The organism is Ramlibacter montanisoli (genome assembly GCF_013087525.1).
Classification (GTDB): Bacteria; Pseudomonadota; Gammaproteobacteria; order Burkholderiales; family Burkholderiaceae_C; genus Ramlibacter; species Ramlibacter montanisoli.
Genome location: NZ_JABFCS010000002.1, coordinates 135,787 through 158,634, shown reverse-complemented (window position 1 = coordinate 158,634; position 22,848 = coordinate 135,787). Strand labels below are relative to the sequence as shown.

Sequence of the window (22,848 nt, the reverse complement as noted above, 5' to 3'; positions counted from 1 at the left end):
GGTTTACTTCCAGCTCATCTCCCAGAGACGCGGCAGCTCGTCGGCGTAGGGGCGGAAGTTCAATTCCCTGGTCGCCACGTAATACACCGGCAGCGACCACAGCGGCACCGAATACGCGTTCTCGGCGATCAGGTTGAGCGCCTTCTTGTAGTACTCGTTGCGCGCCTTGGGTTCCACCGTGTGGTCGCCCTTGTCCAGCAGGTCCTTGATCTGCGGGTTGCGCGCGATGTCGTCCGCGCCGCCGCCGTAGTACACGGGCGTGGACGCCGAGGTGTCGTTCACCAGGTTGGAGCCCCAGGTCTGGTGCACCAGCGCCGCCTTGTTGGCGCGCACCTGGTCGCGCATGGCGGCGTACTGCATGAAGTTCAGCTTGGCCTTGATGCCCACCGCTTGCAGGTAGTTGATGATGGCCTCGGTCTGGTTGCGCTCGCGGTAGGCGTGGATGTCCACCTCGAAGCCGTTCGGGTAGCCCGCTTCGGCCAGCAGCTTCTTCGCCAGCGCCGGGTCGTACTTGTAGACCGGCGCGCCCTCGTGCGTGCAGCCCACCTGCGACGGCGTGCAGATGGTGTGCAGCATCTCGGCGCCGCCGCCCACGATGTTCTTGATGATCGCCTCGCGGTCGATCGCGTGCGCGATCGCCTTGCGCACGCGCAGGTCCTTCAGCTGCGGGGCGGGCGCGCCGTCCAGCGTGTTCATCTGCAGGAACACGATGCGCATGGTGTTGCCGCTGAGCACCTGCAGGTGCGGCACGGCCTGCAGCTTTTCCGCCTGGTCCTTGGGCACGTGCATGATGAATTCCTCGCCGCCGGCCAGCACTTCGGCCATCTGCGTCTGGCGGTCGGGGATGAAGCGGATGCGCACCTTGCCGATCTTCGGCTGCGTGCGCGGCGACTCGCGGAAGTAGCCGTCGAACTTCTCCAGCGTGATCGACTTGCCCGGGACGTGCTCCACCACCTTGTAGGGGCCCGATCCGATCGGCTTGGCGTTCATGCCCTTGGGGCCCACTTCCTTGTAGTACCTGGCGGGCAGGATCGCCAGCGTGGTGGCCAGGTAGTCCTTGGCCGCCGGGAAGGGCTCCTTGCTGACCACGCGCACCTTGTAGCGGTCGATCTTGTCCACGCGCTGGATCCACTGCACGTTCTGCTGCGTCACGGCCTTGTTCGCCGGGTCGGCGACGAAGGTGAGGGTGTGCACCACCGAGTCGGCGTCGAAGTCCTCGCCGTTGTGGAACTTGATGCCCTGGCGCAGCTCGAATTCGAGCGTCTTGTCGTCCACCTGCCGCCAGCTCTTCGCCAGTTGCCCCTTGTATTCGTGCGTCACCGGGTCACGGTAGAGCAAGGTGTCCCAGACGTTGGCGGTGAGGATCACCCCGATGCGCACGTTGTTGAAGTAGGGGTCCACGCTCTCCGGCGCCTGGTCGTACGCCATGTTCAGCGTGTCGTTCTTCTTGCCGGCCCAGGCGGGCGCGGCAACGACGAGGGCCGCTGCGAGCGCACCCGCGGCGAGTTTCTGGATGGGGGTCATGGACTGCTCCTGCTTGCTTCGCTGGGAAAGCAAGGAAGATACCGACCCCGGTGCCCCATTCGGGTGCAGGCTAACCCTTAGACCCCGCCCATTCCGCCGTGGGCGCCCGCGGCACGCCATAAAAGGCCCGCCGAAGCGGGCCTCCTGCAGGCGCAAGGCCGGGTCAGTCACGCGCGTAGATGTCCACGTCCTTGGTCTCGCGGATGAACAGCATGCCGATGATGAAGGTGCCCGCGGCCACGATCACCGGGTACCACAGGCCGTAGAAGATGTCGCCGGTGGCGGCCACCATGGCGAAGGCGGTGGTGGGCAGCAGGCCGCCGAACCAGCCGTTGCCGATGTGGTACGGCAGGCTCATGGAGGTGTAGCGGATGCGGGTGGGGAACAGCTCCACCAGCATGGCCGCGATCGGGCCGTACACCATGGTCACCAGGATCACCAGGTACACCAGGATGGCCAGCACCATGCCCTTGTTCATCTTCGCCGTGTCCGCGGCCTGCGTCAGGCCCGCGGCCTTGGCGGTGTCGCCCAGGCCCTTGCGGAAGTCGGCGATGGCCTTGGTGCTCTCCGCGGAGAAGCCGTTGCGCGCCTCGTTCAGCGTGCCCGTCGGCGCGGTCAGCACCTTGTCGCCCAGCGTGATCGTCGCGACGGAACCGGCGGCGCCCGCCTTGTTCTCGTACGGCACGTAGGACTGGGTCAGCGCCCGCTTGGCGATGTCGCACGAGGACGTGAAGTCGATGTCGCGCGCGATCGGGCTGCCCTGGAACGAGCACTGCGCGGGATCGGCCGTGACCGTCACCTTGGTCGCCTGCTGCGCGGCCACGATGCCGGGATTGGCGGCCTTCAGCAGCATCGGGAACACCATGAAGTAGGTGAGCGCGGCCAGCAGGCAGCCCGCCATGATGATCGGCTTGCGCCCGATCCGGTCGGACAGCGAACCGAACAGGATGAAGAAGGGCGTGCCGATCAGCAGCGAGGCGGCGATCAGCAGGTTGGCCGTGGTGATGTCGACCTTCGCGATGGTCGTGAGGAAGAACAGGGCGTAGAACTGGCCCGTGTACCACACGACCGCCTGGCCGGCGGTGAGGCCCAGCAGCGCCAGGATCACGATCTTCAGGTTCTTCCACTGGCCGAAGGACTCGGCCAGCGGCGCCTTGGAAGTCTTGCCTTCGGCCTTCATCTTCTGGAAGGCAGGCGATTCGTTCAGGCTCAGGCGGATCCACACCGAGATGCCGAGCAACACGATGGACAGCAGGAAGGGAATGCGCCAGCCCCAGTCACCGAACTCCTTCTCGCCCAGGAAGTTGCGCACGCCCAGGATCACCAGCAGCGACAGGAACAAGCCCAGCGTCGCGGTGGTCTGGATCCACGAGGTGTAGGCGCCGCGCTTGCCGTGCGGTGCGTGCTCGGCGACGTAGGTCGCGGCACCGCCGTACTCGCCGCCGAGGGCCAGGCCCTGCAGCATGCGCAGCGCGATCAGGATCACCGGGGCGGCAATGCCGATCGCCGCGTAGCTGGGAAGCAGGCCGACGATGAAGGTCGACGCGCCCATGATCAGGATCGTCACCAGGAAGGTGTACTTGCGGCCGATCATGTCGCCCAGGCGGCCGAACACGATGGCGCCGAAGGGACGCACCAGGAAGCCGGCGGCGAACGCCAGCAGCGCGAAGATGTAGGCCGAGGTCGGATCGAGGCCCGAGAAGAACTGCTTGGCGATGATCGCGGCGAGCGATCCGTACAGGTAGAAGTCGTACCACTCGAACACGGTGCCGAGCGAGGAGGCGAAGATCACCTTCTTTTCCTCGCGCGTCATCGCACCGCTGGTTGCCACCGGCGTCGCGCCGGCGCTGGATGCCACAGCCATGATGTCTCCTGTTTGTTGGAGAGTTCAGCTTCGGCAGCCTGGCTGACGCGCATCTGACGCGCGGGCACTCGACGCGTCGGGACTATCCCTGAGAGCCGCCGCGCGATGTAAGGAAGTCGTCAGCTGAGGGGAGACGCGGCATCGTCGCTTTCGTCCCGGCTGCAGAGCCTGTGGAGGCCGATGACGGGTGCGCTCAGGCCAGCAGGTCGTAGAGCGTCCGGGCGATCACCTTGGTCGCGCGGCGCAGGTCTTCCAGTTCCAGGCGTTCGTCGGCGCGCTTGGCGTGGGATTCCAGCACGGTGCGTGGCCCGGCGCCGTAGATGACGCCCGGGATTCCGGCGGCCGCATAGAGGCGCACGTCGGTGTACAGCGGCGTGCCCATCGCGGGGATGTCCTGCCCGAACAGCGCCTTCCCGTGCTTCTGGATCGCCTGCACCAGGGCCTCGCCGCCCGGCAGCGGCCGAAGCGAGTTGGCCAGCAGCAGGCGGCGGATCTCCACCGTGCCCGCGAAGCCGGCGGCTGCGTCGGCGATCACCTGCCGCACCTTCGCCTCCACTTCCTGCGGGTTCTCCTCCGGGATCATGCGGCGATCGAGCTTGAACACCACCTTGCCGGGGACCACGTTGGTATTGGTGCCGCCTTCGATCCGTCCCACGTTCAGATAGGGGTGCTTGATGCCGGTGACCTTGGACGTGACCTGCTTGTACAGCGCGTTCTGCGCATACAGGGCATTGAGGATCTTCACCGCGCCCTGCAGCGCATCGATGCCGCTGTCCGGGATCGCCGCGTGCGCCATCTTGCCGTGCACGGTGACTTCCAGCTGCAGGCAGCCGTTGTGCGCGGTCACCACCTCGTAGCTGAAGCCGGCGGCGATCAGCAGGTCCGGCTTGGTCAGCTTGTTCTTCAGCAGCCACTCGGGACCGAGCTCGCCGCCCACTTCCTCGTCGTAGGTGAAGTGCAGTTCGACGCCGCCTTTCAGCTTCGCCTGCAGCGACTCCAGCGCGCGCACCGCGAAGGTGAAGCTGGCGAAGTCGCCCTTGCTCACGGCGGTGGCGCGGCCGTAGATCCTGCCGTCGGCGATCTCGCCGCCATAGGGATCGCGGGTCCAGCCCTCGCCGGGGGCCACCACGTCGCCGTGCGCGTTCAGAGCGATGGTGCGGCCTTCGCCGTAGCGCCGCCGCACGATCACATTGGTGATGGACTGCAGTCCGTGCGCCTTGACTTCCGCGTCCGGCACCGGATGCTTCTCGGCCTCGAATCCGAAGCCCTTCAGCAGTTCGGCGGTGCGCTCCGCATGCGGCGCGTTGTTGCCCGGGGGCGTGTCGGTGGGCACGCGCACCAGCTCCTGCAGGAAGCGCACTTCCTCGTCGAAGTGGGCGTCGATCCAGGCATCGAGTTTCTCGTGGGGGCTCATCGGATTTCCTTCGCCAGCTGCTCCAGCAGGTGCTGGAAGGCCAGCACGGCCAGCTGGATGTCGTCGCTGGTGGTGGATTCCAGCGGGTTGTGGCTGATGCCGGAGTTCTGCCCGCGCACGAACAGCATGGCCTGCGGCATCACTTCGTGCAGCTTCATCGCGTCGTGCCCGGCGCCGCTGGGCATGCGGTACAGCGGCACGCCCAGCGATTCCACGGCCTGCTCCCAGCGTTGCTGCCAGGGCGGGGCGCTCGGCGCGGCGGCGGCGCGCATGGTCTCTTCCACGCCGTGGCGCAGGCCGCGCCGCTCGCAGATCTCCGCGAGCTTCGCCAGCACGTCGGCCACCAGCGCATCGCGCTGCGGATCGCGTGGCGCGCGCAGGTCCAGCGAGAACAGGCAGCGGCCCGGCACCACGTTGATCGAGCCGCCGGGCACCTGCAGCATGCCGATGGTGCCGACCGAGTCGCCGTCGCGCGCGGCACGCTGTTCCACGTACAGCGCGAGTTCGGCGACGGCCACCGCGGCGTCGCGCCGGCGGTCCATCGGGGTCGTGCCGGCGTGGCTGGCCATGCCGTTCACCTCGCACTGGTAGCGCACGCCGCCGTTGATGGAGGTGACGATGCCCAGCGGGATGTCGAGTTCGTTGAGCACCGGACCCTGCTCGATGTGGACCTCGACGAAGCCGAGGTAGCGCGCCGGGTCGCGCTTGAGCGCGGAGATCGCCTCGATGGTGGCGGGCAGGCCGGCGTTGCGCATGGCTTCGCGCATGGTGACGCCCTCGGCGTCCTTCTGGTCCAGCCAGGCCGGGTTGAAATGGCCGATCAGCGCGCCCGAGCCCAGGAAGGTGGCCTTGTAGCGCTGGCCTTCTTCCTCCGAGAAGGCGACCACCTCGATGCCGAAGGGCAGGCGCCGGCCGGAGCGCGCGAGCTCACGCACGCAGGCCATGGGCGTGAAGATGCCCAGGCGGCCGTCGTACTTGCCGCCGTTGCGGACGGTGTCGTAGTGGGAGCCGGTCAGCAGGTAGCGCCCCCACCCCAGCCCTCCCCCGGAGGGGGGAGGAGCAGGATCAAGCCGCCCAACGACGTTCCCCACGGCGTCGATCTCCACGCTGTCGAAACCGCACTCGCGCATGTCCGCGGCGATCTGCTTCGCCGCCGCCCGGTGCGCTTCGGTCAGGTAGGTGACGGTCAGCTGCCCCTTCTCGGCAAAGCCCGGGTCGCTGTGCTGCGCCAGCGTCTCCTGCCAGTCCCACACCAGGTTGCCCAGCGTCGGCTCCACGCCGAACTTGTCGTTCAGGCGCAGCTCCACGATGCGGTGGATGTTGCGCAGCGCTTCGGCGCGCTCGAAATCGGGGGTTGTCCAGCCGCCGCGCGAAGGTGGCGATGATCTCGCCGCGCGTGAGGCCGGTGCCGCGCGGCCCGCGCACCGCCAGGATGAAGGGAAAGCCGAACTTCGCGTTGTAGTCGGCGTTGAGCTGCTGGATGCGCGCGAACTCTTCGGGCGTGCAGTCGGTCAGTCCGGCCTTGCCCTGCTCGTTGGTGGATTCGGCCGTCAGCGTCCTGGAGACCATCGCCTTGCCGGCGAGCTCGGGGTGGGCGCGGATCAGCGCGAGCTGTTTTTCCGCAGGTGCCTGGCGCACGATGTCCGCCATCGCCTGCTTCAGGTGGCTCAGGGACCGGAACGGCCGGGCGGCCAGCGCCTGCTGCGCGATCCAGGGCGAGTGCTCGTAGAGGCCGTCCAGCAGGCGGGCGGCTTCGGCAGTGTCGGAGGCGTTGACTTGTTCGATGGTGAGGGGCATGTCAGCCCTCCTGGTAAGGGTGGACCTGCTTCCAGTGGCGCGCGATGTCGATGCGCCTGCAGACCCAGACGCGATCGTGCTTGGCGACGTGGTCCAGGAAGCGCTGCAGCGCGGTGATGCGGCCCGGCCGCCCGAGCAGGCGGCAGTGCATGCCGACGCTCATCATCTTCGGCGCCTCGTCGCCTTCGGCATAGAGCGCGTCGAAGCTGTCGCGCATGTACTGGAAGAAGGGATCGGCGTGCGAGTAGCCCTGGGGCAGCGCGAAGCGCATGTCGTTGCAGTCCAGCGTGTAGGGCACCACCAGGTGCGGCACGGTGTTGCCGTCGGTCCTGCGCACCTTCATCCAGAAGGGCAGGTCGTCGCCGTAGTAGTCGCTGTCGTAGTCGAAGCCGCCGTAGTCCGCCACCAGACGGCGCGTGTTCGGGCTGTCGCGTCCCGTGTACCAGCCCAGCGGCCGCTCGCCCGTGAGCCTCGCGATGCCCTCCATCGCCAGCCGCATGTGCTCGCGCTCCACCGCTTCCGGCGTGCCCTGGTAGTGGATCCACTTCCAGCCATGGCAGGCGATCTCGTGTCCCAGTTCCGCGAAGGCCTGCGTGACGTCCGGGCAGCGCTCCAGCGCGGTGCTGACGCCGAACACGGTGAGCGGCAGCCCGCGCCGCTCGAACTCGCGCAGGATGCGCCACACGCCGGCGCGCGAGCCGTATTCGTAGATGCCTTCCATGCTCAGGTGCCGCTCGGGATAGGCCGCGGGGTTGAACATCTCCGACAGGAACTGCTCGGAGCCGGCGTCACCGTGCAACACGGAGTTCTCGCCGCCCTCCTCGAAGTTCAGCACGAACTGCACGGCGATGCGTGCCTGGCCGGGCCACTGCGCGTGCGGCGGGTTGCGGCCGTAGCCGGCGAGGTCGCGCGGGTAGGGCGCGGTGGAGTCGTAGACGTGGGTCATGGCGGGTGGCTCAGGCGAGGGCGACGGCGATGTCGTGGGTGGGGACGGGGCGGTCGAAGGCGAGGCTTTCCTCCACGTGCAGCAGGTGTTCTTCCATCAGCCTGACGGCGCGCTTCTCGTCCTTCGCGGCGAGCGCCTTCACCAGCTCAACGTGCTCCTCCTGCGAATGCGCGGCGAAGCTGTCCCGCTGGTACATCAGCGTGATCAGCGAGCTGCGCGACACCAGGTCACGCAGGATCTGCGCCAGCACCGTGTTGTCGGCCAGCTCCGCGATGCGCACGTGGAAGTCGCCCAGCAGCTGCTGGCGCTCGCTCGCGTCCTCGCGGCCCATGGCGGCCTTCTCCTGCGCGATGTGCTCGCGCAGCGCCTTCAGCCTGGCCGGCGTCACCTTGCGGATGAACTCGCGCACCACCTCGGCTTCCAGCAGGCGCCGCACCTGGAACACCTGGCGCGCCTCCTCCACCGTGGGCGCGGCGACGAAAGCGCCACGCGCCGGCTCCATGCGCACCAGGTGCTTCTGCACCAGCTGGAACAGGGCCTGCCGCACCAGCGTGCGCGACACGCCGAAGTGGTCGGCCAGCTTCTGCTCGGCGAGCTTGGTGCCTGGCTGCAGCCGGTGCTCGACGATGGCGCGCGTGAGCGTCTCGACGATGGTGCGGGTCGGGGAGGACTGCATGCGGCCATGATAGCCGGGGCGGAGAAACGTGTATACACTCCGGTGGACAATCCCGGAGATCGCCATGGGCCTCAGCACGCACGTCCTCGACACCATGCACGGCACGCCGGCGCCCGGCATGGCGGTGGAGCTCTATGCCACGGGCCAGGGCGAGCCCGCGCTGGTCAAGCGCTTCGTGCTGAACGCGGACGGCCGCAACCCGGAAGGGCCGCTGTTCGACGACGCGAACCTGAAGAAGGGAACCTACCGGCTGGTGTTCGAGGTGGCGGCGTACTTCCGCTCGCGCGGCATCGCGCTGCCGGACCCGCCCTTCCTGGACCGCGTGACGCTGGATTTCGGCATCGCCCACGCCGACCAGCACTACCACGTGCCGCTGCTGGTGAGCCCGTGGAGCTATTCCACCTACCGCGGCTCCTGAACAATGAAAAAGGCCGGCGTCAGCCGGCCTTTTCGAAGTGCCGCGGTGGACTCAGTCCTGGCCTTCCGTCAGCGTGTCCAGCTGGAAGCGGCCGCTCTTGTGCCACAGCCAGGTGTCGGTGTAGACCACCTTGCCCATGCGGGCCGGTGCCGGGTAGGGGGCGGCGGCCTTCACGGTCTTCTCGATCTCGGCGATCACTTCCGGCGCGTGCTTGGGGGCGCGCATCCAGCTCAGGTTGCGTACCTGGCCCTGGCCGTCCACTTCCACCTGCAGCACGCCCACGGCGTACAGCAGCGGGGGCATGCGGCCCTTCCAGATGCGTTCGCTGTTCTTGGCGTAGATATGCTGCGCCGCATCCTTGCGGTAGGCGCGCGGATCCTGCGCATTGGACGACTTGATCACCATCTGCGGGGAGGAGGCGACTTGCGGCGGCGCGACCCTGGCGGCCGGTGCGGCCGGAGCGGGGGCGGGAGCGGCGGCGCGCGGGGGCTCCGGCGGCGGCGACGAGCAGGAAGCGAGCAGGGCGGCGACGCCAAGCAGCGCGGGAGTGGCAAGACGCAGTGTCGGGTGATACTTCATGGGTTGTCCTCGCGGTGTGCTTTGCTTACTGGGGCGAAGCGCCAGCGGAATCTACAACGCGGTTCCGCGGCGCCATGATGACCTTCGTTACCAATCGCATCGTGTACTTGCCTTTCGCTACGTCCTAATAAATGCTGCCCATCAAAGAAGTCACGGAACGGCTGGGGGTGGAGGATGCTGTGTTGGTGTCCGTCCACGAGACCGCCGGCTCGGTGCCGCGCGACGCAGGCGCCTGGATGGCTGTCTTTGCCCGGACCGTGACCGGCACGATCGGTGGCGGCCACCTCGAACTGCAAGCCATCGAGGAGGCGCGCCGCCGGCTCGCGGGCGGCACCGGTGCGGACGTCCTGCGTTATCCGCTCGGGCCCACTTTGGGCCAGTGCTGCGGGGGTGGTGCACCTGCGGTACGAGCGGCTCGCGGCGTCCGACGCGCGGTCCGTGGAGCAGCGCCTGCACAACGAAGCGGCGCCCCTGGCGCTGTTCGGCGGCGGCCATGTCGGCAAGGCGCTGGTCACCTTGCTCGGCACCCTGCCGTTCGACGTGACCTGGATCGACAGCCGCGACGAGATCTTCCCGGACCGGGTGCCGGACAACGTCACCTGCGAGCACTCGGACCCGGTGCACGCCGCCGTGGCGGACCTGGCGCCGCACTCGCGCGTGCTGGTCATGAGCTTCAGCCACGCGGAGGACCTGGACATCGTCGCCGCCTGCCTCAAGCGCCTGCGCGAACGCGGCGACCTGCGCTACGTGGGACTGATCGGCAGCAAGACCAAGTGGGCGACCTTCCGCCACCGGCTGGAGGAACGGGGCTTCCGCAAGCAGGAACTGGCGCAGGTCACCTGCCCGATCGGCATTCCCGGCATCGCGGGCAAGCAGCCGGAGGTGATCGCCGTCGCCGTGGCGGCACAGCTGCTGCAGGCTCCCTTCCCTGAGCCCCGCAGGCTGTATACACTTTCGTCCACAAGTCGCAGCGGCGCGGAACAGGCGCGACTTTCCTCTGCTCAGAGCGCCCGCGGTGGTGAGCAGGTCCTCCGGGGTCATGAGACATGGAAAGCTACCTCCTCGACTGGGCCAACCTGCTGCTGCGCTGGCTGCACGTGATCACGGCAATCGCCTGGGTCGGTTCCTCCTTCTACTTCGTCTTCCTGGACAGCAGCCTCACGCCGCCGCGTGACGACAGGCTGCGCGCGCAGGGCGCGACGGGCGAGCTGTGGGCCGTGCACGGCGGCGGCTTCTACCACCCGGTGAAGTACGCCGTGGCGCCGCCGCAGCTGCCGCCGCACCTGCACTGGTTCTTCTGGGAAAGCTATTCCACCTGGCTCTCGGGCTTCGCGCTGTTCACGGTTTCCTACCTGTGGAATGCGGGCGCCTACCTGGTCGACAAGTCGCTGATGGACTGGTCGCCGGCCGCGGCCGTTGCGGTTCGCTGCTGTCCTTCATGGTCGTGTTCTGGCTGCTCTACGACGCGATCTGCCGCGTCTTCGGCCAGCGCGAGAAGGGCGATGCGATCGTGGGCGCCCTGGTGCTGGTGCTGGTGTGCGTCGCCTCCTGGCTGGCCTGCCACTGGTTCGCGGGGCGCGCGGCCTTCCTGCTGGTGGGCGCGATGCTGGCCACGGCCATGAGCGCGAACGTGTTCTTCTGGATCATCCCCGGCCAGAAGAAGGTGGTGAAGTCCATCGCGGCGGGCGAGCCGGTGGAGCCGATCCACGGCGCGCGCGGCAAGCAGCGCAGCGTGCACAACACCTACTTCACGCTGCCCGTGCTGTTCGCGATGCTGTCCAACCACTACAGCTTCCTGTACACGCACAAGCTGAACTGGCTGGTGCTGATCCTGATGATGTTCGCCGGCGCCGCGATCCGCCAGTTCTTCGTGATGCGCCATGGCTGGAAGCTGGGCCGCAACCGGCATCCGCTGGGCTACGCGCTGGTCGGCGTGGTGGTGATCGCCGCGGTGGTGGCCTGGCTCACGCCGCAGCCCAGCGAGGCGGCCAAGGCGCCGGTGGGCAGCGCCGACTACGCGGCGCTGAAGAAGGTGCTGGAGCAGCGCTGCTACCAGTGCCACGGCGCGCAATTGCAGATGAAGAACGTGCGGCTGGACACGCCGCAGGCCGTGAAGCAGCACGCGCAGGCCGTGTACCAGCAGTCGGTGGTGGCCAGGACCATGCCGCTGAACAACGCGACGCAGATGACGGATGCGGAGCGGGTGCTGGTGGGGCGCTGGTTCGAGGGCGGGGCGAAGACCGAGTGAGCCCCGGCGGGCCGGGCGCGTCACAATCGGGCGCTGGAGACCCCCGATGACCGCGCCCGACCCCCGCACGCAACCCCGCGCCTTCCTGGAACACCTGTACCGCGCCGCGGTGCACCGTGCCCTGCCGCTGCACAACACCGCCCCCTTCCTGCCGCGGCCGCCCAGGGGCCGCACGCTGGTGCTCGGCGCCGGCAAGGCCGGCGGCGCGATGGCGCAGGCGGTCGAGGCCCTCTGGCCGCAGGACGCCCCGCTGTCGGGCCTGGTGGTCACGCGCTACCACCACACGCCGCCGCGCCCCGCGGGCGTGCGCGAGCGCATCGAGGTGGTCGAGGCGTCGCACCCGGTACCGGACGCGGCCGGCCTGCAGGCCGCCGAACGCATCCTGGCGCTCACGCGCGGCCTCACGAGCGACGACCTGGTGCTGTGCCTGATTTCCGGCGGCGGCTCGGCGCTGCTGACGCTGCCGGCCGAGGGCCTGACGCTGGAGGACAAGCAGCGCATCAACCGCCAGCTGCTGGACTCCGGCGCCAACATCACCGAGATGAACTGCGTGCGCAAGCACCTCTCGCGCATCAAGGGCGGCCGGCTCGCGGCCGCCTGCGCGCCCGCGCGCGTGGTCACGCTGACGATCAGCGACGTGCCGGGCGACGACCCTTCCGTCATCGCCAGCGGGCCGACGGTGCCCGACGCGACCAGCTGCGCCGACGCGGTGGCGATCCTGCAGCGCTACGCGATCGAGGTGCCCGGCGCCATCATGAGCCTGCTGGAGCAGGGCGCGCTGGAAACGCCCAAGCCCGCCGACGCGGTGTTCCAGGGCCAGGAAGTGCACATGATCGCCACGCCGCAGCAGTCGCTGGAAGCCGCGGCCGCCGCCGCGCGCGCTGCGGGACTGGAGGCCCACATCCTCAGCGACGAGATGGAAGGCGAATCGCGCGAGGTCGGCAAGGTGCACGCGGCGCTCGCGCGCGCCGTGGCGCTGCGCGGCCAGCCCTTCGGCCGCCCTTGCGTGATCCTCTCGGGCGGCGAGACCACCGTCACGGTGCGCAAGCAGCCCGAAGGCACGGCACGCGGCCGCGGTGGCCGGGCCGGCGAGTTCTGCCTGGGCCTCGCGCAGGCGCTGCAGGGACAGGCCGGCGTCTGGGCCCTGGCGGCGGACACCGACGGCATCGACGGCATGGAGGACAACGCCGGTGCCTTCATAGGGCCGGACACGCTGCAGCGGGCGCTGGCGCAGGGCATGAAGATCGATGGCTACCTGTCACGCAACGACGCGTACGGCTATTTCCATGCGCTCGGCGACCTCGTGGTGACCGGGCCGACGCATACCAACGTGAACGACTTCCGGGCGATGCTGGTGCTGTGAGCTAGAGCGCCAGCTTCGCGAAATGCTCCGCCAGGTGATCCACGAACGCGCGCACGCGCGCCGTCCCCTGGTGCCGCACCGGGTACACCGCATGGATGTCCGCCGGCGGTGTCTGCCAGTTCTCCAGCACCTGGCGCAGCCGGCCGCTGCGCAGGTAGCGCGCCACGTCCCACTCGGCGCGCAGCACGATGCCGTGGCCGGCCAGCGCCCAGTTCACGGCGATCTCGCCGTCGTTGGTGCTCAGGCTGCCGCGCACCCGCACCGTTTCCACCCGCTTGCCGGAGCGCAGGCGCCAGGAGCCGTAGGCCTCTTCGCCCTGGCGGATCGCGATGATGCTGTGCGCCGCCAGCTCGTGCGGCGTGCGCGGCGTCCCCTGCCTTTGCAGGTAGGCCGGTGAGGCGCACAGCAGCCGCCGGTTGGGCGCCAGCAGGCGGGCGACCACGCGCGCTTCCGGTGGTTCGCCGAAGCGCACGCACACGTCGAAGGCGTCGTCGCTGAGCGGAGGCGGGTTGACCGACAGCTGCAGCTGCATCTCCACCTTCGGGTGCGTGCGCGCGAAGGTGGCGATGGCGGGGGCGACATGCGTGCGGCCGAAGCCGAGCGTGGCGTTCACGCGCAGCAGGCCGGTCGGCTCGGAGCGGGCCCCTTGCAGTTCGCGCTCCAGCGTCTCGATCTCGCCGAGGATGCGCCGGGCGTTGCCCAGGTAGGTCTCGCCCTCGTGGGTGAGGGCCAGGCGCCGCGTCGTGCGATTGAGCAGCGTCACGCCCAGCCGGGCCTCCAGCGCCGCCAGCCGCTTGCTGATGGCCGGCGGGCTCACCTGCAGCTCGCGCGCGGCGGCGGACAGGCTGCCGCATCGCATCAGCACGCTGAAGAACTGCATTTCCTGCGAGGCACCCGGGTGAGGCATTGGTGAGACACGGGTTAACAATCCCACGCATTCTGCCCGGCCCCCGCTCGCGTTCCTCCGGCACCCGCTGGTAAAGTGACCGGACACTGAGGAGCGGGGCATGTCGAACGGGAAGCCTGGGGGAGCCCAGAGCCGCGTGGAGATCGAGGCGGTGCAGGATCGCATCGCCAGGCGCATCAAGGAGCTGCGCAACTTCGACGTGTCCGGCATCTCGGACCGCTGGGACGGGCGGCTCGAAGGCGTGCAGAAGAACGTCAACAAGCTGGTGGGCGAAGCCCTCGGCCTGGCTTCGCCGCTGTACAAGCAGCACGCGATCGGCCCGCTCGACGAGGCGCTCGACGCGACCTTCGGGGACCGCTACACCCAGGACGAATTCCACGCCGAGGTGAAGAAGGCGCTGGCGGCGGCGATGAACCGCCTGGGCGCGGTCAACGACCTGCTCGAGGAAAGGCTGGAGCAGCTGGTGTCCGGGCCGGCGACGATGGTGGAGGAGTTCAAGCCGGAAGCGACCCCCGCGCCGACGCCGGCACCCACGCCCGAACCGACTGCGGCTCCGACGCCAGCGCCGACTCCTGCGCCGACTCCTGCACCGACTCCCGCACCGACGCCGGCACCGACTCCCGCACCGACGCCCGCACCGACGCCCGCACCCACCCCGGCGCCGACGCCTGCGCCGACCCCGGCGCCGACGCCTGCGCCGACCCCGGCGCCGACACCTCCACCCACTCCGACGCCCGCCCCCGCCAAGGCCACCGCCCCTGCCGCACGCAGCCCGGCCACCAACGGCTTCGCGCCGGCGGCGCAAGGCACCGGCCGCGTGGCCGTGGTGTGCCGCGCGGGCGATGAATCGGCCAAGGCGCTCAGCGCCTTCCTCAAGCAGATGGGCCTGGAGCCCGTGCCCGGGTCCGGCGCCACGCCCTCCGCCGAAGCGCTGGAGAAGCTTGCGCCACGTCGAGTTCGCGATCCTGATGCGCGCCGACCGCCCGATGGAGACCGGCTTCCTGCTGGGCGTGCTCGGGGCCGCCCGCGTCTGCCTGCTGTTCGCGCCGCAGGGCTCCGCGCCCGGCCTCGACGCGATCACCCGCGTGCCGCTGGATCCGGGCGGCGTCTGGCGCCTGCTGCTGGCCCGCGAGCTCAAGCAGGCCGGCCTGGACATCGACCTGAACAAGGCGCTCTGAGCGCGGCCGACATTGTTGCCGGCCAGGTTAACAATGGGATGAAGGCGGCGGCGTTCTTTCCGGCGCCACCGGTCTAGAGTGCGCGCTGAAAGGAACTCCCATGAAGACCTACAGGATCGCCTGCATCCCCGGCGACGGCATCGGCAAGGAAGTCATCCCCGCGGGGCAGGAAGTGCTGCAGGCGCTGGCCGGCAGCGGCGCCGACTTCACGTTCTCCTTCGCACACTTCGGCTGGGGCGGCGACTGGTACCGGGCGCACGGCAAGATGATGCCGGACGACGGCCTGGAGGCGCTGCGCGACATGGACGCCATCCTGTTCGGCTCCGCCGGCGACCCGCACATCCCGGACCACATCACGCTGTGGGGCCTGCGGCTGAAGATCTGCCAGGGCTTCGACCAGTACGCCAACGTGCGGCCCACGCGCATCCTGCCCGGCATCGACGCGCCGCTGAAGCGCTGCGCGCCCAGGGACCTGGACTGGGTGATCGTGCGCGAGAACTCCGAGGGCGAGTACGCCGGCGTCGGCGGCCGCGCCCACCAGGGCCACCCGATCGAGGTCGCCACCGACGTGAGCATGATGACCCGCGCCGGCGTCGAGCGCATCATGCGATTCGCCTTCAAGCTGGCGCAGTCGCGCCCGCGCAAGCAGCTCACCGTGGTCACCAAGTCGAACGCGCAGCGCCATGCGATGGTGATGTGGGACGAGATCGCGCTGTCGGTCAGCAAGGAGTTCCCGGACGTCAAGTGGGACAAGGAACTGGTGGACGCCTGCACGGCGCGCATGGTGAACCGCCCCGCCTCGCTCGACACGCTGGTCGCCACCAACCTGCACGCGGACATCCTGAGCGACCTGGCCGCCGCCCTGGCCGGCAGCCTGGGCATCGCGCCCACCGGCAACATCGATCCCGAGCGCCGCTACCCCAGCATGTTCGAGCCGATCCACGGTTCGGCCTTCGACATCATGGGCAAGGGCCTCGCCAACCCGGTGGGCACCTTCTGAGCTGCGTGATGCTGCTCGAGCACCTCGGCGAGAAGGAAGCGGCCGCGCGCCTGATGAAGGCCATCGAGGAAATCACCGCCGACAAGAACCTGCATACCGGCGACCTCGGCGGCAAGGCGAAGACGGTTGACGTGACGGCGGCGGTAGTTTCCCGGTTGAAGAACCGCTGACCCGCGGGCCCAATGTCGAACAAGGAGACCAACCGATGATCCGCATCCTTTCCACCCTCGTGCTCGCGCTGCTGGCCCCCGTGGCCATGGCGCAATCCGCGCCCTGTCCCGAGAAGAACGTCATGTACTGGCAGGCCTTCCCGCCGGGCGGCGAGTCCGACCTGTCGGCGCGCCACCAGCAGGTCGTGCTGAAGAAGCGCTGCCCCAACATCGAGACCATCATCCAGTACAAGGCCGGTGCCGGCGGCGCGCTGATGTGGACGCAGATGAACCAGCTGCCGGGCGACGGCATGAACGTGGTCGGCGTGAACCTGCCGCACATCGTGTTCCAGCCGATCGAAGGCCAGGTGCAGTACAAGACGCAGGACGTCACCCCGGTGTTCTGGTTCCACTACACGCCCGACATCCTGGTGGTGCCGGAGCAGAGCCCGATCCGCAACTTCGACGACTTCCTCAAGGCGGCCAAGGCCAACCCCGGCAAGCTGAGCCTCGGCGGCTCGGGGCAGAACTCCGCCAACCACGCCGCGCACGAGCGCATGAACAAGGCCTTCGGCGTGAAGACCATCTACGTGCCGTTCAAGGGCACGGGCGACATGGCCACCTCGGTGATGGGCGCGCAGGTGGACGGCGCGATGACGTACACCGCCTTCGCCATCAACAACAAGGGCCGCATCCGCCCGCTGGCCGTGGCGATGGACCGCCGGCATCCGCTGATGCCCGACGTGCCGACCTTCAAGGAACTGGGCGTGGACTGGGTCGACGGCGCCTACCGCGGCATCGGCGTGCCCAAGTCCACCCCGGCGGCCGAACGCAAGCGCCTGTCGGACCTGTGGCGCGCCATGAACAACGACGCCGAGATGAAGGAGCTGGCGGCCAAGAGCGGCTTCGAGCTGGTGAACGTCGGCGTCGAGGAAATGGACGGCTTCATGGCCGGCAAGGTGAAGCTGTACACCGAGGGCGCCGCGCTCCTGGGCCTCGGCAAGAAGTAAAGCCCGGTTCCTACAGGACCGGCCGCGACGGCGCCCTACCATGGGCGCCGTTTGCATTCCTGCCCATGAAACCTGCCAAGGTGCCGCGCAGCCGGCGCGTGCTGATCCTCGTCGACTTCATCAACCCGCTGAACTTCCCCGGCGCGGACAAGCTCGCCAAGCCGGCGCTGGTCGCGGCCCGCGCCACCGTGGCGGCTGCGCGAGCAGCTCGAGGGCCAGAAGGTGGCGGTGGTCTACGCCAACGACAACTACGGCTCCTGGCAGTCGGACTTCCACGGCCTGGTGACGCAGTGCTGCGAGCGCGACGACATCAGCGGCGAGATCGCGCGCATGCTCGCCCCCGGCCGCACGACATCACGCTGCTCAAGCCGCGCCACTCCGCCTTCTACTGCACCGCCCTGGAGCTGCTGCTCAAGGACATGGGCGCGCGCGAACTGATCGTGGCCGGCCTGTCCGCCGACATGTGCGTGCAGATGACCGCGGCGGACGCCTTCCTGCGCGGCTTCGAGGGCGTGTGGGTGCCGGCGGACTGCACCGCCGCCGAGACGCCGCAGGCCAAGGCCGCGGCGGTGAAGTACATGCGCGACATCCTCAAGTGCGACGTGCGCCCGGCACGCGCGCGGCGCTGAAGCTCAGGCCACGGTCGCCTGCACCCGCTCGATCAGGGACTGCAGTTCCGGCAGGCCGTAGGGCTTGGGCAGGTTCCAGGTGTCGGCGTCGGTATCGGCCTTGCCGTAGCCGGAGGACACGACCACCTGCATCTCGGGGTTCAGCGCGCGGGCTTCGCGCGCCAGCTCCAGCCCGCTGCGACCGGGCAGGCTGATGTCGGTGAGCAGCAGGTGGAAGCTGCCCGCGCGCAGCGCGGCGTCCGCCGCTTCGGCGCTGGCGACGGCCTGCACGCGGCACCCGAGCAGCTCCAGCATCTGCTGCGTCACTTCCCGCAGTTCGGCCTCGTCCTCCACCAGCAGCACGCGCAGGGCGCCCGCCGGCGACGAGGGTTCGTCGGCCTGCTCCGCGGGCTCTGCCGGCTTCGGCGTGCGCGCCTGCTGCCGGTGCAGCAGCAGCAGGTGGCGCACCTTGCGCGCCAGGTCCTCCTGCCGGTAGGGCTTGCTCAGCAGCTCGACGCCCGGGTCCAGGCGGCCGCCGTGCACGATGGCGTTCTGAGTGTAGCCGCTCGTGAACAGCACCGCGATCCCGGGCACCAGCTGGCGCGCGCGCTGCGCCAGCTCGGGGCTGCGCAGCGGCCCGGGCATCACGACGTCGGTGAACAGCAGGTCCACGTGCACGCCGCTTTGCAGGATGCTCAGGGCGGCCTGGGCATCGCTGGCGCGCAGCACGCGGTAGCCCAGGCTCTGCAGCGTGGCGACCACGACGGCCTGCACCGCGAGGTCGTCCTCCACCACCAGGATGGTTTCGCTGCCGCCCTGCACCGGGCCCGTGGGATGCCGCGGCGGGATGACTTCCTTCTCGAAGGAGCGGGGCAGGTACAGCTTCACCGTCGTTCCCTGGCCCGGTTCGCTGTAGATGCGGATGTGGCCGCCGCTCTGCTTGGCGAAACCGTAGGCCATGCTCAGGCCCAGGCCCGTGCCCTTGCCCTCGGGCTTGGTGGTGAAGAAGGGTTCGAAGGCCTGCGCCGCCACCTCGGGCGGCATGCCCTGGCCGGTGTCGGACACCGCCAGCATCACGTACTGGCCCGGGGTCAGGTCGGGGACGGTCCGCGTGTACTCCTCGTCGAGGACCACGTTGGCGGCTTCCAGCGTCAGCCGGCCGCCTTCGGGCATGGCGTCGCGGGCGTTGATCGCGAGGTTGAGGATCACGTTTTCCAGCTGGCCGCCGTCGGCGAGCGTGGTCCACAGGCCGGCGGCCAGCGAGCTCTCCACCTCGATGTGCTCGCCCAGCGATCGCCGCAGCAGGTCGTCCATCTCGTGCAGCTTGCGCCCGACGTTGAGCGGCACGGGATCCAGCGGCTGCCGGCGCGCGAACGCGAGCAGCTGCGAAGACAGGCGCGCACCGCGATCCACTGCCGCCAGCGCGGCGCGCAGCAGGCGCTCCGACTCGCCGGCGTCCTGCACCAGCGGCTGCAGCAGCTGCAGGTTGCTGCCGATCACCTGCAGCACGTTGTTGAAGTCGTGCGCGACGCCGCCGGTGAGCTTGCCGATGGCCTCGAGCTTCTGCACCTGCAGCAGCGCGAGCTGGCTCTTCTCCAGCGCCTCGGTGCGTTCGGAGACCAGCCGCTGCAGCTGCAGGTTGGCTTCGCGCAGCTGGTCCTGGGCACGCCGGCGCGCCGTCACGTCGCGCAGCACGACCGAGGTGCCGCGCGCGCCGGCGGCCACCGCGGGCGTGAGCAGCAGCATCGCCTCCAGCGCGCGCTCCTGCCCGCCCAGGTGGACCATCTGTTCGACCAGCTGCCGCGGATGTTCGGGCGCGAGCGAGGTGGCGGCCTGCACGATCTCCCGCGCCCAGTCCCCGAGTTCCGCGAGCGGCCGGCCCAGCGCCCTGCGCACCGTCACGCCGAGGAGCTCGGCGGCGCCTTCGCTCCAGAACAGCACCGTGCCCGCCGCGTCGAGGCCGAGGACCGCGGCCTGGGAGTGGCGCAGGAAGTTGGAGAGGTGGTGTTCCGAAGTGACCAGCCGGTGGTATTCGCCCAGCGACACGGCGTGCGTCTCGCGCAACCTCGCATTGGCGCTGGCCAGCGTGGTGCGCAGCTGGCGGCGCTGGCGGCTGGAGGCCAGGGCCTGCCGCAGCGCGGTCGTCAGTTCCGGTTCCGCCACGGCGGCCAGGCTCCACTGGCGGCCCAGCATGGGCGCGATGCCGAGATCGCGCCGCAAGCGCGGAAGGTCGTCCTCCGCGCGCACGATCAGCAGGTAGGCCTGCGGCCAGGCGGCGTGCACCGTGCGGGCCACGGCCAGCGGGTTGGCCAGCGAGGGCAGCAGCATCACCACGCCGCCCGCCTCCGCGGGCTCGTTGACGGCCAGGCGCTGCGCCAGCGCAGCCTGCGGCACGAAGGCGCACAGCGCGCCCACGCCCTGCGCGGCCAGCCGCGCCGCATCGGCTTCGGCTGCTTCGGGGCCGCTCGCGGCGATGGCGAGGATCGCTTCCATGCGCATCGCTACAGCAGCGGCACGCCCAGCAGCGAGCGGCCCAGCCACAGCTTGAGCACCTCGGTGGTCGGGGCCATCACGTGGCTGGCGCGCGCATCGCGCAGCATCTGCGCGATGCGGCTGTTCTCGCGGTAGGCCACGCCGCCACACAGCGTCATGGCGTCGTTGGTCACCTGCACCGCGGTGTCGCCGGCATCGGCCTTGCAGGCCAGGATCCAGGGCAAGGCGTCGGCGTGGCCGGCGTCGCCGCGGGCGGCCGCCTCGCGCACGAGGCCGCGCGTGCGCTCCACCGCCATCCACATGGACGCGTAGCGGTGCTGCAGCACGTCGGCGTCCGCCAGCGCGTCGCCGCTGTGCGCGTAGCGGCGGCTGCGCAGGTGTAGCCCGGTCGCTTCCAGCGCCGACTGAGCGATGCCCAGATAGGTGCCCGCCATGGCCATCAGGAAATAGGGCGCCACCACCTCGAACACGTACCAGAGCTGGTCGCCCTGCTCGCCCAGCAGGTTGGCCGCCGGAACCCGCGCGCGCGTGAGGCGCAGGCCGCGCGAGGAGTTGCCGCGCATGCCCAGGCCGGCCCAGGGCTGCAGCCATTCGACGCCGTCGGTGCCGGCATCCAGCACGACGCAGCTGAAGTCGCCCGCCTGCGCCGACTCGCCGCCGGCCGGCGCGACCGAGAGCACGTAGGAGTCCGCGTGGCCGCCGTTGGTGGTGAACTGCTTCTCGCCGTCGATGACGAAGCCGTCCTCCATCTGGGTCAGACGCGTGCGCGGGAGGTAGAAGTGCGTGCCGGAACCGCTTTCCGACAGGGACAGCGTGGTGATGTGGCGGCCCTCGGCGATGGGGCGCAGGTAGCGTTCCTCGTGATGCGGGGACGCCTTGGCCGCGATCACGGCCGTGCCCACGCAGTGCATGCCGAAGCACAGCGCGGACGATGGGCAGGCGCGGGCGATGGTCTCGGTGATCACCGACAGCGCCACCAGGCCCTGGCCGTGGCCGCCGAGTTCCGTGGGAACCTGCAAGCCCATCAGTCCCGCTTCGGCGAAGGCCTTCATGGAGTGGGCAGGCCACAGGGCCTGCGCGTCCACTTCGCTCGCCCGGGGGCGACGTGCGCCTCCACGACCTCGCGCGCGAGGTCCTGCAGCGCGCGGATGCGCGGGGGAGGTGGTCGTCCATGGGCCGTGTGGGAAAAAACAGCCGCCAGTGTGTGGCGGCCGCATGGCAGAGCCTGTAGGACGGCGCCGAGCAAGCCGGCGGGCGCTATTCGCAGCGGCGGCGGATGTCGTCCGGGATCGGCAGGGCGCGGATGCCGGGCGTGTCGCCCTCGCGCCGGCCGGCGAAGATTCGCACTTCGTCACATTCCATGATCAGGTCCTCGCCGCGCGTGACACGGTAGCGCTGCACGAAGCTCTTGCCGCGCCATTCGGCGATGCTGGTGTGGAACTGCAGGGTGTCCCCGTAGCTCGCGGTCTTCACGAACCTCGCGTGCGTATCCACCAGCGGCGTGCCGATCACGCCCAGCGTCCGTTCGGTCTCGTGCCAGGGCGGCACGCCGCATTGCACGAAGAAATGGCGCGAGGCCGCGTCGATCCAGCGGAAGAAGTTGGGGAACCAGACGATGCGGGCGGGGTCGCAGTCGCCGAACTCCACGTGCACGGTGTAGACGACTTCCCGCATCAGTCTCCCTTGATGTTGCGCGCGCGGATCAGGGCGCCGAAGCGGATGCTGTCGATCTGGCCGCGGGCCGCGAAGTCCTGCGGGCTCATCGGCGCCGGGATCGCGCCGATCGCGTTCATGCGCTCGATGAAGCCGGCGCTGCGCAGCACCTTGTTGATCTCGGTGTTCAGGCGCGCGACCACCGGCTGCGGCGTGCCGCCCGGGGCGTAGAAGCCGAACCAGGTGTCGGCGTCGAAGCCCTTCATGCCCATCTCGTCGAGCGTCGGCACGTCGGGGAACTGCGGCGAGCGCTTGGGGCTGCCCACGGCCAGCAGCTTGAGCTTGCCGGCCTTCACGTGCTGCAGGCCGATGCCCGGGTCGAACATGAAGTCGATCTGGCCGCCCAGCAGGTCCTGCATCGCGGGCGCGGCGCCGCGGTAGGGGATGTGCGTGGCGAACACGTTGGCCTGCGCCTTCATCATCTCCGCTGCCAGGTGGGGCGAGCTGCCGTTGCCGGGCGAGCCGAAGGTCAGCTTGCCGGGGTTCTTGCGCAGGTGGTCGACGAACTCCTTGGCGGTGTTGACCGGCACCTTCGCCGGGTTCACCTCGAGGAACACCAGCACGCGCGCGGCGGCCGCCACCGGAACCAGGTCCTTCGTGGGGTCGAAGGCCATCTTCTGGTACAGGTGCGGGTTGATCGACACCGTGCCGCCGGAACTCATGAGGAGCGTGTGGCCGTCGGCCGGCTGCTTGGAGACGAACTCGCCGGCGATGTTGCCGTTGGCGCCGGCGCGGTTCTCCACCACCACCGGCTGGCCCAGGGCCTGCGACAGCGGCTCGGACACGGCACGCGCGATCTGGTCGGCGGCACCCCCGGGCGGGAAGCTCACCACCACGCGGATCGGCTTGCTGGGGAAGCTGCCCTGCGCGAAGGCGACTCCGGGGAGGGCGAGCGCCGCGACGGCGGCGGCCAGCAGCGTGCGGCGGGCGCGCTGCAGCATGCGGTGGTTCTTCATGTCTG

At 69.6% G+C, this 22,848-nt stretch carries 16 protein-coding genes and 4 pseudogenes; 8 read left to right on the top strand and 12 right to left on the bottom strand.

What is annotated here, in order from left to right:
* Positions 1 to 3 precede the first annotated feature (3 nt).
* The 6 genes and pseudogenes from HK415_RS22965 to HK415_RS22940 form a co-directional block, all read right to left on the bottom strand.
* Positions 4 to 1,524, bottom strand: coding sequence for an ABC transporter substrate-binding protein (locus tag HK415_RS22965; protein ID WP_171563711.1), 1,521 nt, complete (start codon positions 1,522 to 1,524; stop codon positions 4 to 6).
* Positions 1,525 to 1,687: 163 nt separating this feature from the next.
* The gene (locus tag HK415_RS22960) at positions 1,688 to 3,388 is read right to left on the bottom strand and encodes an MFS transporter (RefSeq protein WP_253262383.1); all 1,701 of its coding nucleotides are present in this window, start codon (positions 3,386 to 3,388) and stop codon (positions 1,688 to 1,690) included.
* 193 nt (positions 3,389 to 3,581) lie between these two features.
* Positions 3,582 to 4,802, bottom strand: a complete 1,221-nt coding sequence (locus tag HK415_RS22955; protein ID WP_171563710.1) for a M20 family metallopeptidase — start codon at positions 4,800 to 4,802, stop codon at positions 3,582 to 3,584.
* Positions 4,799 to 6,599, bottom strand: a pseudogene (gene uraD / locus HK415_RS22950) (2-oxo-4-hydroxy-4-carboxy-5-ureidoimidazoline decarboxylase). Before uraD ends, HK415_RS22955 begins: the two are co-directional and overlap by 4 nt.
* Position 6,600: 1 nt before the next feature.
* On the bottom strand, positions 6,601 to 7,545 hold the full coding sequence (gene puuE, locus HK415_RS22945; protein WP_171563709.1) for an allantoinase PuuE: 945 nt from the start codon (positions 7,543 to 7,545) through the stop codon (positions 6,601 to 6,603).
* 10 nt (positions 7,546 to 7,555) lie between these two features.
* Positions 7,556 to 8,221 carry a GntR family transcriptional regulator gene (locus HK415_RS22940; RefSeq protein ID WP_171563708.1) on the bottom strand — a complete coding sequence of 222 codons (666 nt, stop codon included), beginning with the start codon at positions 8,219 to 8,221 and terminating at the stop codon, positions 7,556 to 7,558.
* 64 nt (positions 8,222 to 8,285) lie between these two features.
* Between HK415_RS22940 and uraH the strand changes: the two genes are divergently transcribed.
* Positions 8,286 to 8,639 carry a hydroxyisourate hydrolase gene (gene uraH, locus HK415_RS22935; RefSeq protein ID WP_171563707.1) on the top strand — a complete coding sequence of 118 codons (354 nt, stop codon included), beginning with the start codon at positions 8,286 to 8,288 and terminating at the stop codon, positions 8,637 to 8,639.
* Between the two features lie 51 nt (positions 8,640 to 8,690).
* Here uraH and HK415_RS22930 read toward each other — a convergent pair whose 3' ends face one another.
* The gene (locus HK415_RS22930) at positions 8,691 to 9,218 is read right to left on the bottom strand and encodes a hypothetical protein (protein ID WP_171563706.1); all 528 of its coding nucleotides are present in this window, start codon (positions 9,216 to 9,218) and stop codon (positions 8,691 to 8,693) included.
* 131 nt (positions 9,219 to 9,349) lie between these two features.
* On the opposite strand from HK415_RS22930, the pseudogene xdhC reads away from it, so the two are divergent.
* From xdhC to HK415_RS22915, 3 genes and pseudogenes are all read left to right on the top strand, one after another.
* Positions 9,350 to 10,136: pseudogene (gene xdhC, locus HK415_RS22925) on the top strand (xanthine dehydrogenase accessory protein XdhC); the annotation flags it as partial.
* Positions 10,137 to 10,264: 128 nt separating this feature from the next.
* Positions 10,265 to 11,466 (top strand): annotated as a pseudogene (locus HK415_RS22920) (urate hydroxylase PuuD).
* 46 nt (positions 11,467 to 11,512) lie between these two features.
* A complete protein-coding gene (locus HK415_RS22915) occupies positions 11,513 to 12,829 on the top strand; it encodes a glycerate kinase type-2 family protein (RefSeq protein ID WP_171563705.1) in 1,317 nt (438 codons plus the stop codon).
* A 1-nt stretch (position 12,830) separates the two neighbouring features.
* On the opposite strand, the gene HK415_RS22910 is transcribed toward HK415_RS22915, so the two are convergent.
* Positions 12,831 to 13,736, bottom strand: coding sequence for a LysR family transcriptional regulator (locus tag HK415_RS22910; protein WP_171563704.1), 906 nt, complete (start codon positions 13,734 to 13,736; stop codon positions 12,831 to 12,833).
* 100 nt (positions 13,737 to 13,836) lie between these two features.
* Between HK415_RS22910 and HK415_RS22905 the strand changes: the two genes are divergently transcribed.
* The 4 genes and pseudogenes from HK415_RS22905 to HK415_RS22890 all read left to right on the top strand — a co-directional run bounded on the left by HK415_RS22905 (position 13,837) and on the right by HK415_RS22890 (position 17,702).
* Positions 13,837 to 14,991, top strand: a complete 1,155-nt coding sequence (locus HK415_RS22905; RefSeq protein WP_171563603.1) for a hypothetical protein — start codon at positions 13,837 to 13,839, stop codon at positions 14,989 to 14,991.
* 23 nt (positions 14,992 to 15,014) lie between these two features.
* A pseudogene (locus HK415_RS22900) lies at positions 15,015 to 16,084 on the top strand (tartrate dehydrogenase).
* A gap of 35 nt (positions 16,085 to 16,119) precedes the next feature.
* Positions 16,120 to 17,073, top strand: a complete 954-nt coding sequence (locus HK415_RS22895; RefSeq protein ID WP_171563703.1) for a tripartite tricarboxylate transporter substrate binding protein — start codon at positions 16,120 to 16,122, stop codon at positions 17,071 to 17,073.
* Positions 17,074 to 17,138: 65 nt separating this feature from the next.
* A complete protein-coding gene (locus HK415_RS22890) occupies positions 17,139 to 17,702 on the top strand; it encodes a cysteine hydrolase family protein (RefSeq protein ID WP_256373129.1) in 564 nt (187 codons plus the stop codon).
* Between the two features lie 3 nt (positions 17,703 to 17,705).
* On the opposite strand, the gene HK415_RS22885 is transcribed toward HK415_RS22890, so the two are convergent.
* The 4 genes from HK415_RS22885 to HK415_RS22870 are packed head-to-tail and all read right to left on the bottom strand — an operon-like array spanning position 17,706 to position 22,843.
* Positions 17,706 to 20,174 (bottom strand): response regulator, encoded by a 2,469-nt coding sequence (locus tag HK415_RS22885; protein WP_216370083.1) that lies wholly within the window; start codon positions 20,172 to 20,174, stop codon positions 17,706 to 17,708.
* Positions 20,175 to 20,182: 8 nt separating this feature from the next.
* Positions 20,183 to 21,391 (bottom strand): acyl-CoA dehydrogenase family protein, encoded by a 1,209-nt coding sequence (locus HK415_RS22880; protein WP_171563701.1) that lies wholly within the window; start codon positions 21,389 to 21,391, stop codon positions 20,183 to 20,185.
* A gap of 40 nt (positions 21,392 to 21,431) precedes the next feature.
* On the bottom strand, positions 21,432 to 21,848 hold the full coding sequence (locus HK415_RS22875) for an acyl-CoA thioesterase (RefSeq protein WP_171563700.1): 417 nt from the start codon (positions 21,846 to 21,848) through the stop codon (positions 21,432 to 21,434).
* A complete protein-coding gene (locus HK415_RS22870) occupies positions 21,848 to 22,843 on the bottom strand; it encodes a Bug family tripartite tricarboxylate transporter substrate binding protein (RefSeq protein WP_253262380.1) in 996 nt (331 codons plus the stop codon). The genes HK415_RS22875 and HK415_RS22870 overlap by 1 nt, the downstream gene beginning before the upstream one ends.
* Between the last annotated feature and the right edge of the window lie 5 nt (positions 22,844 to 22,848).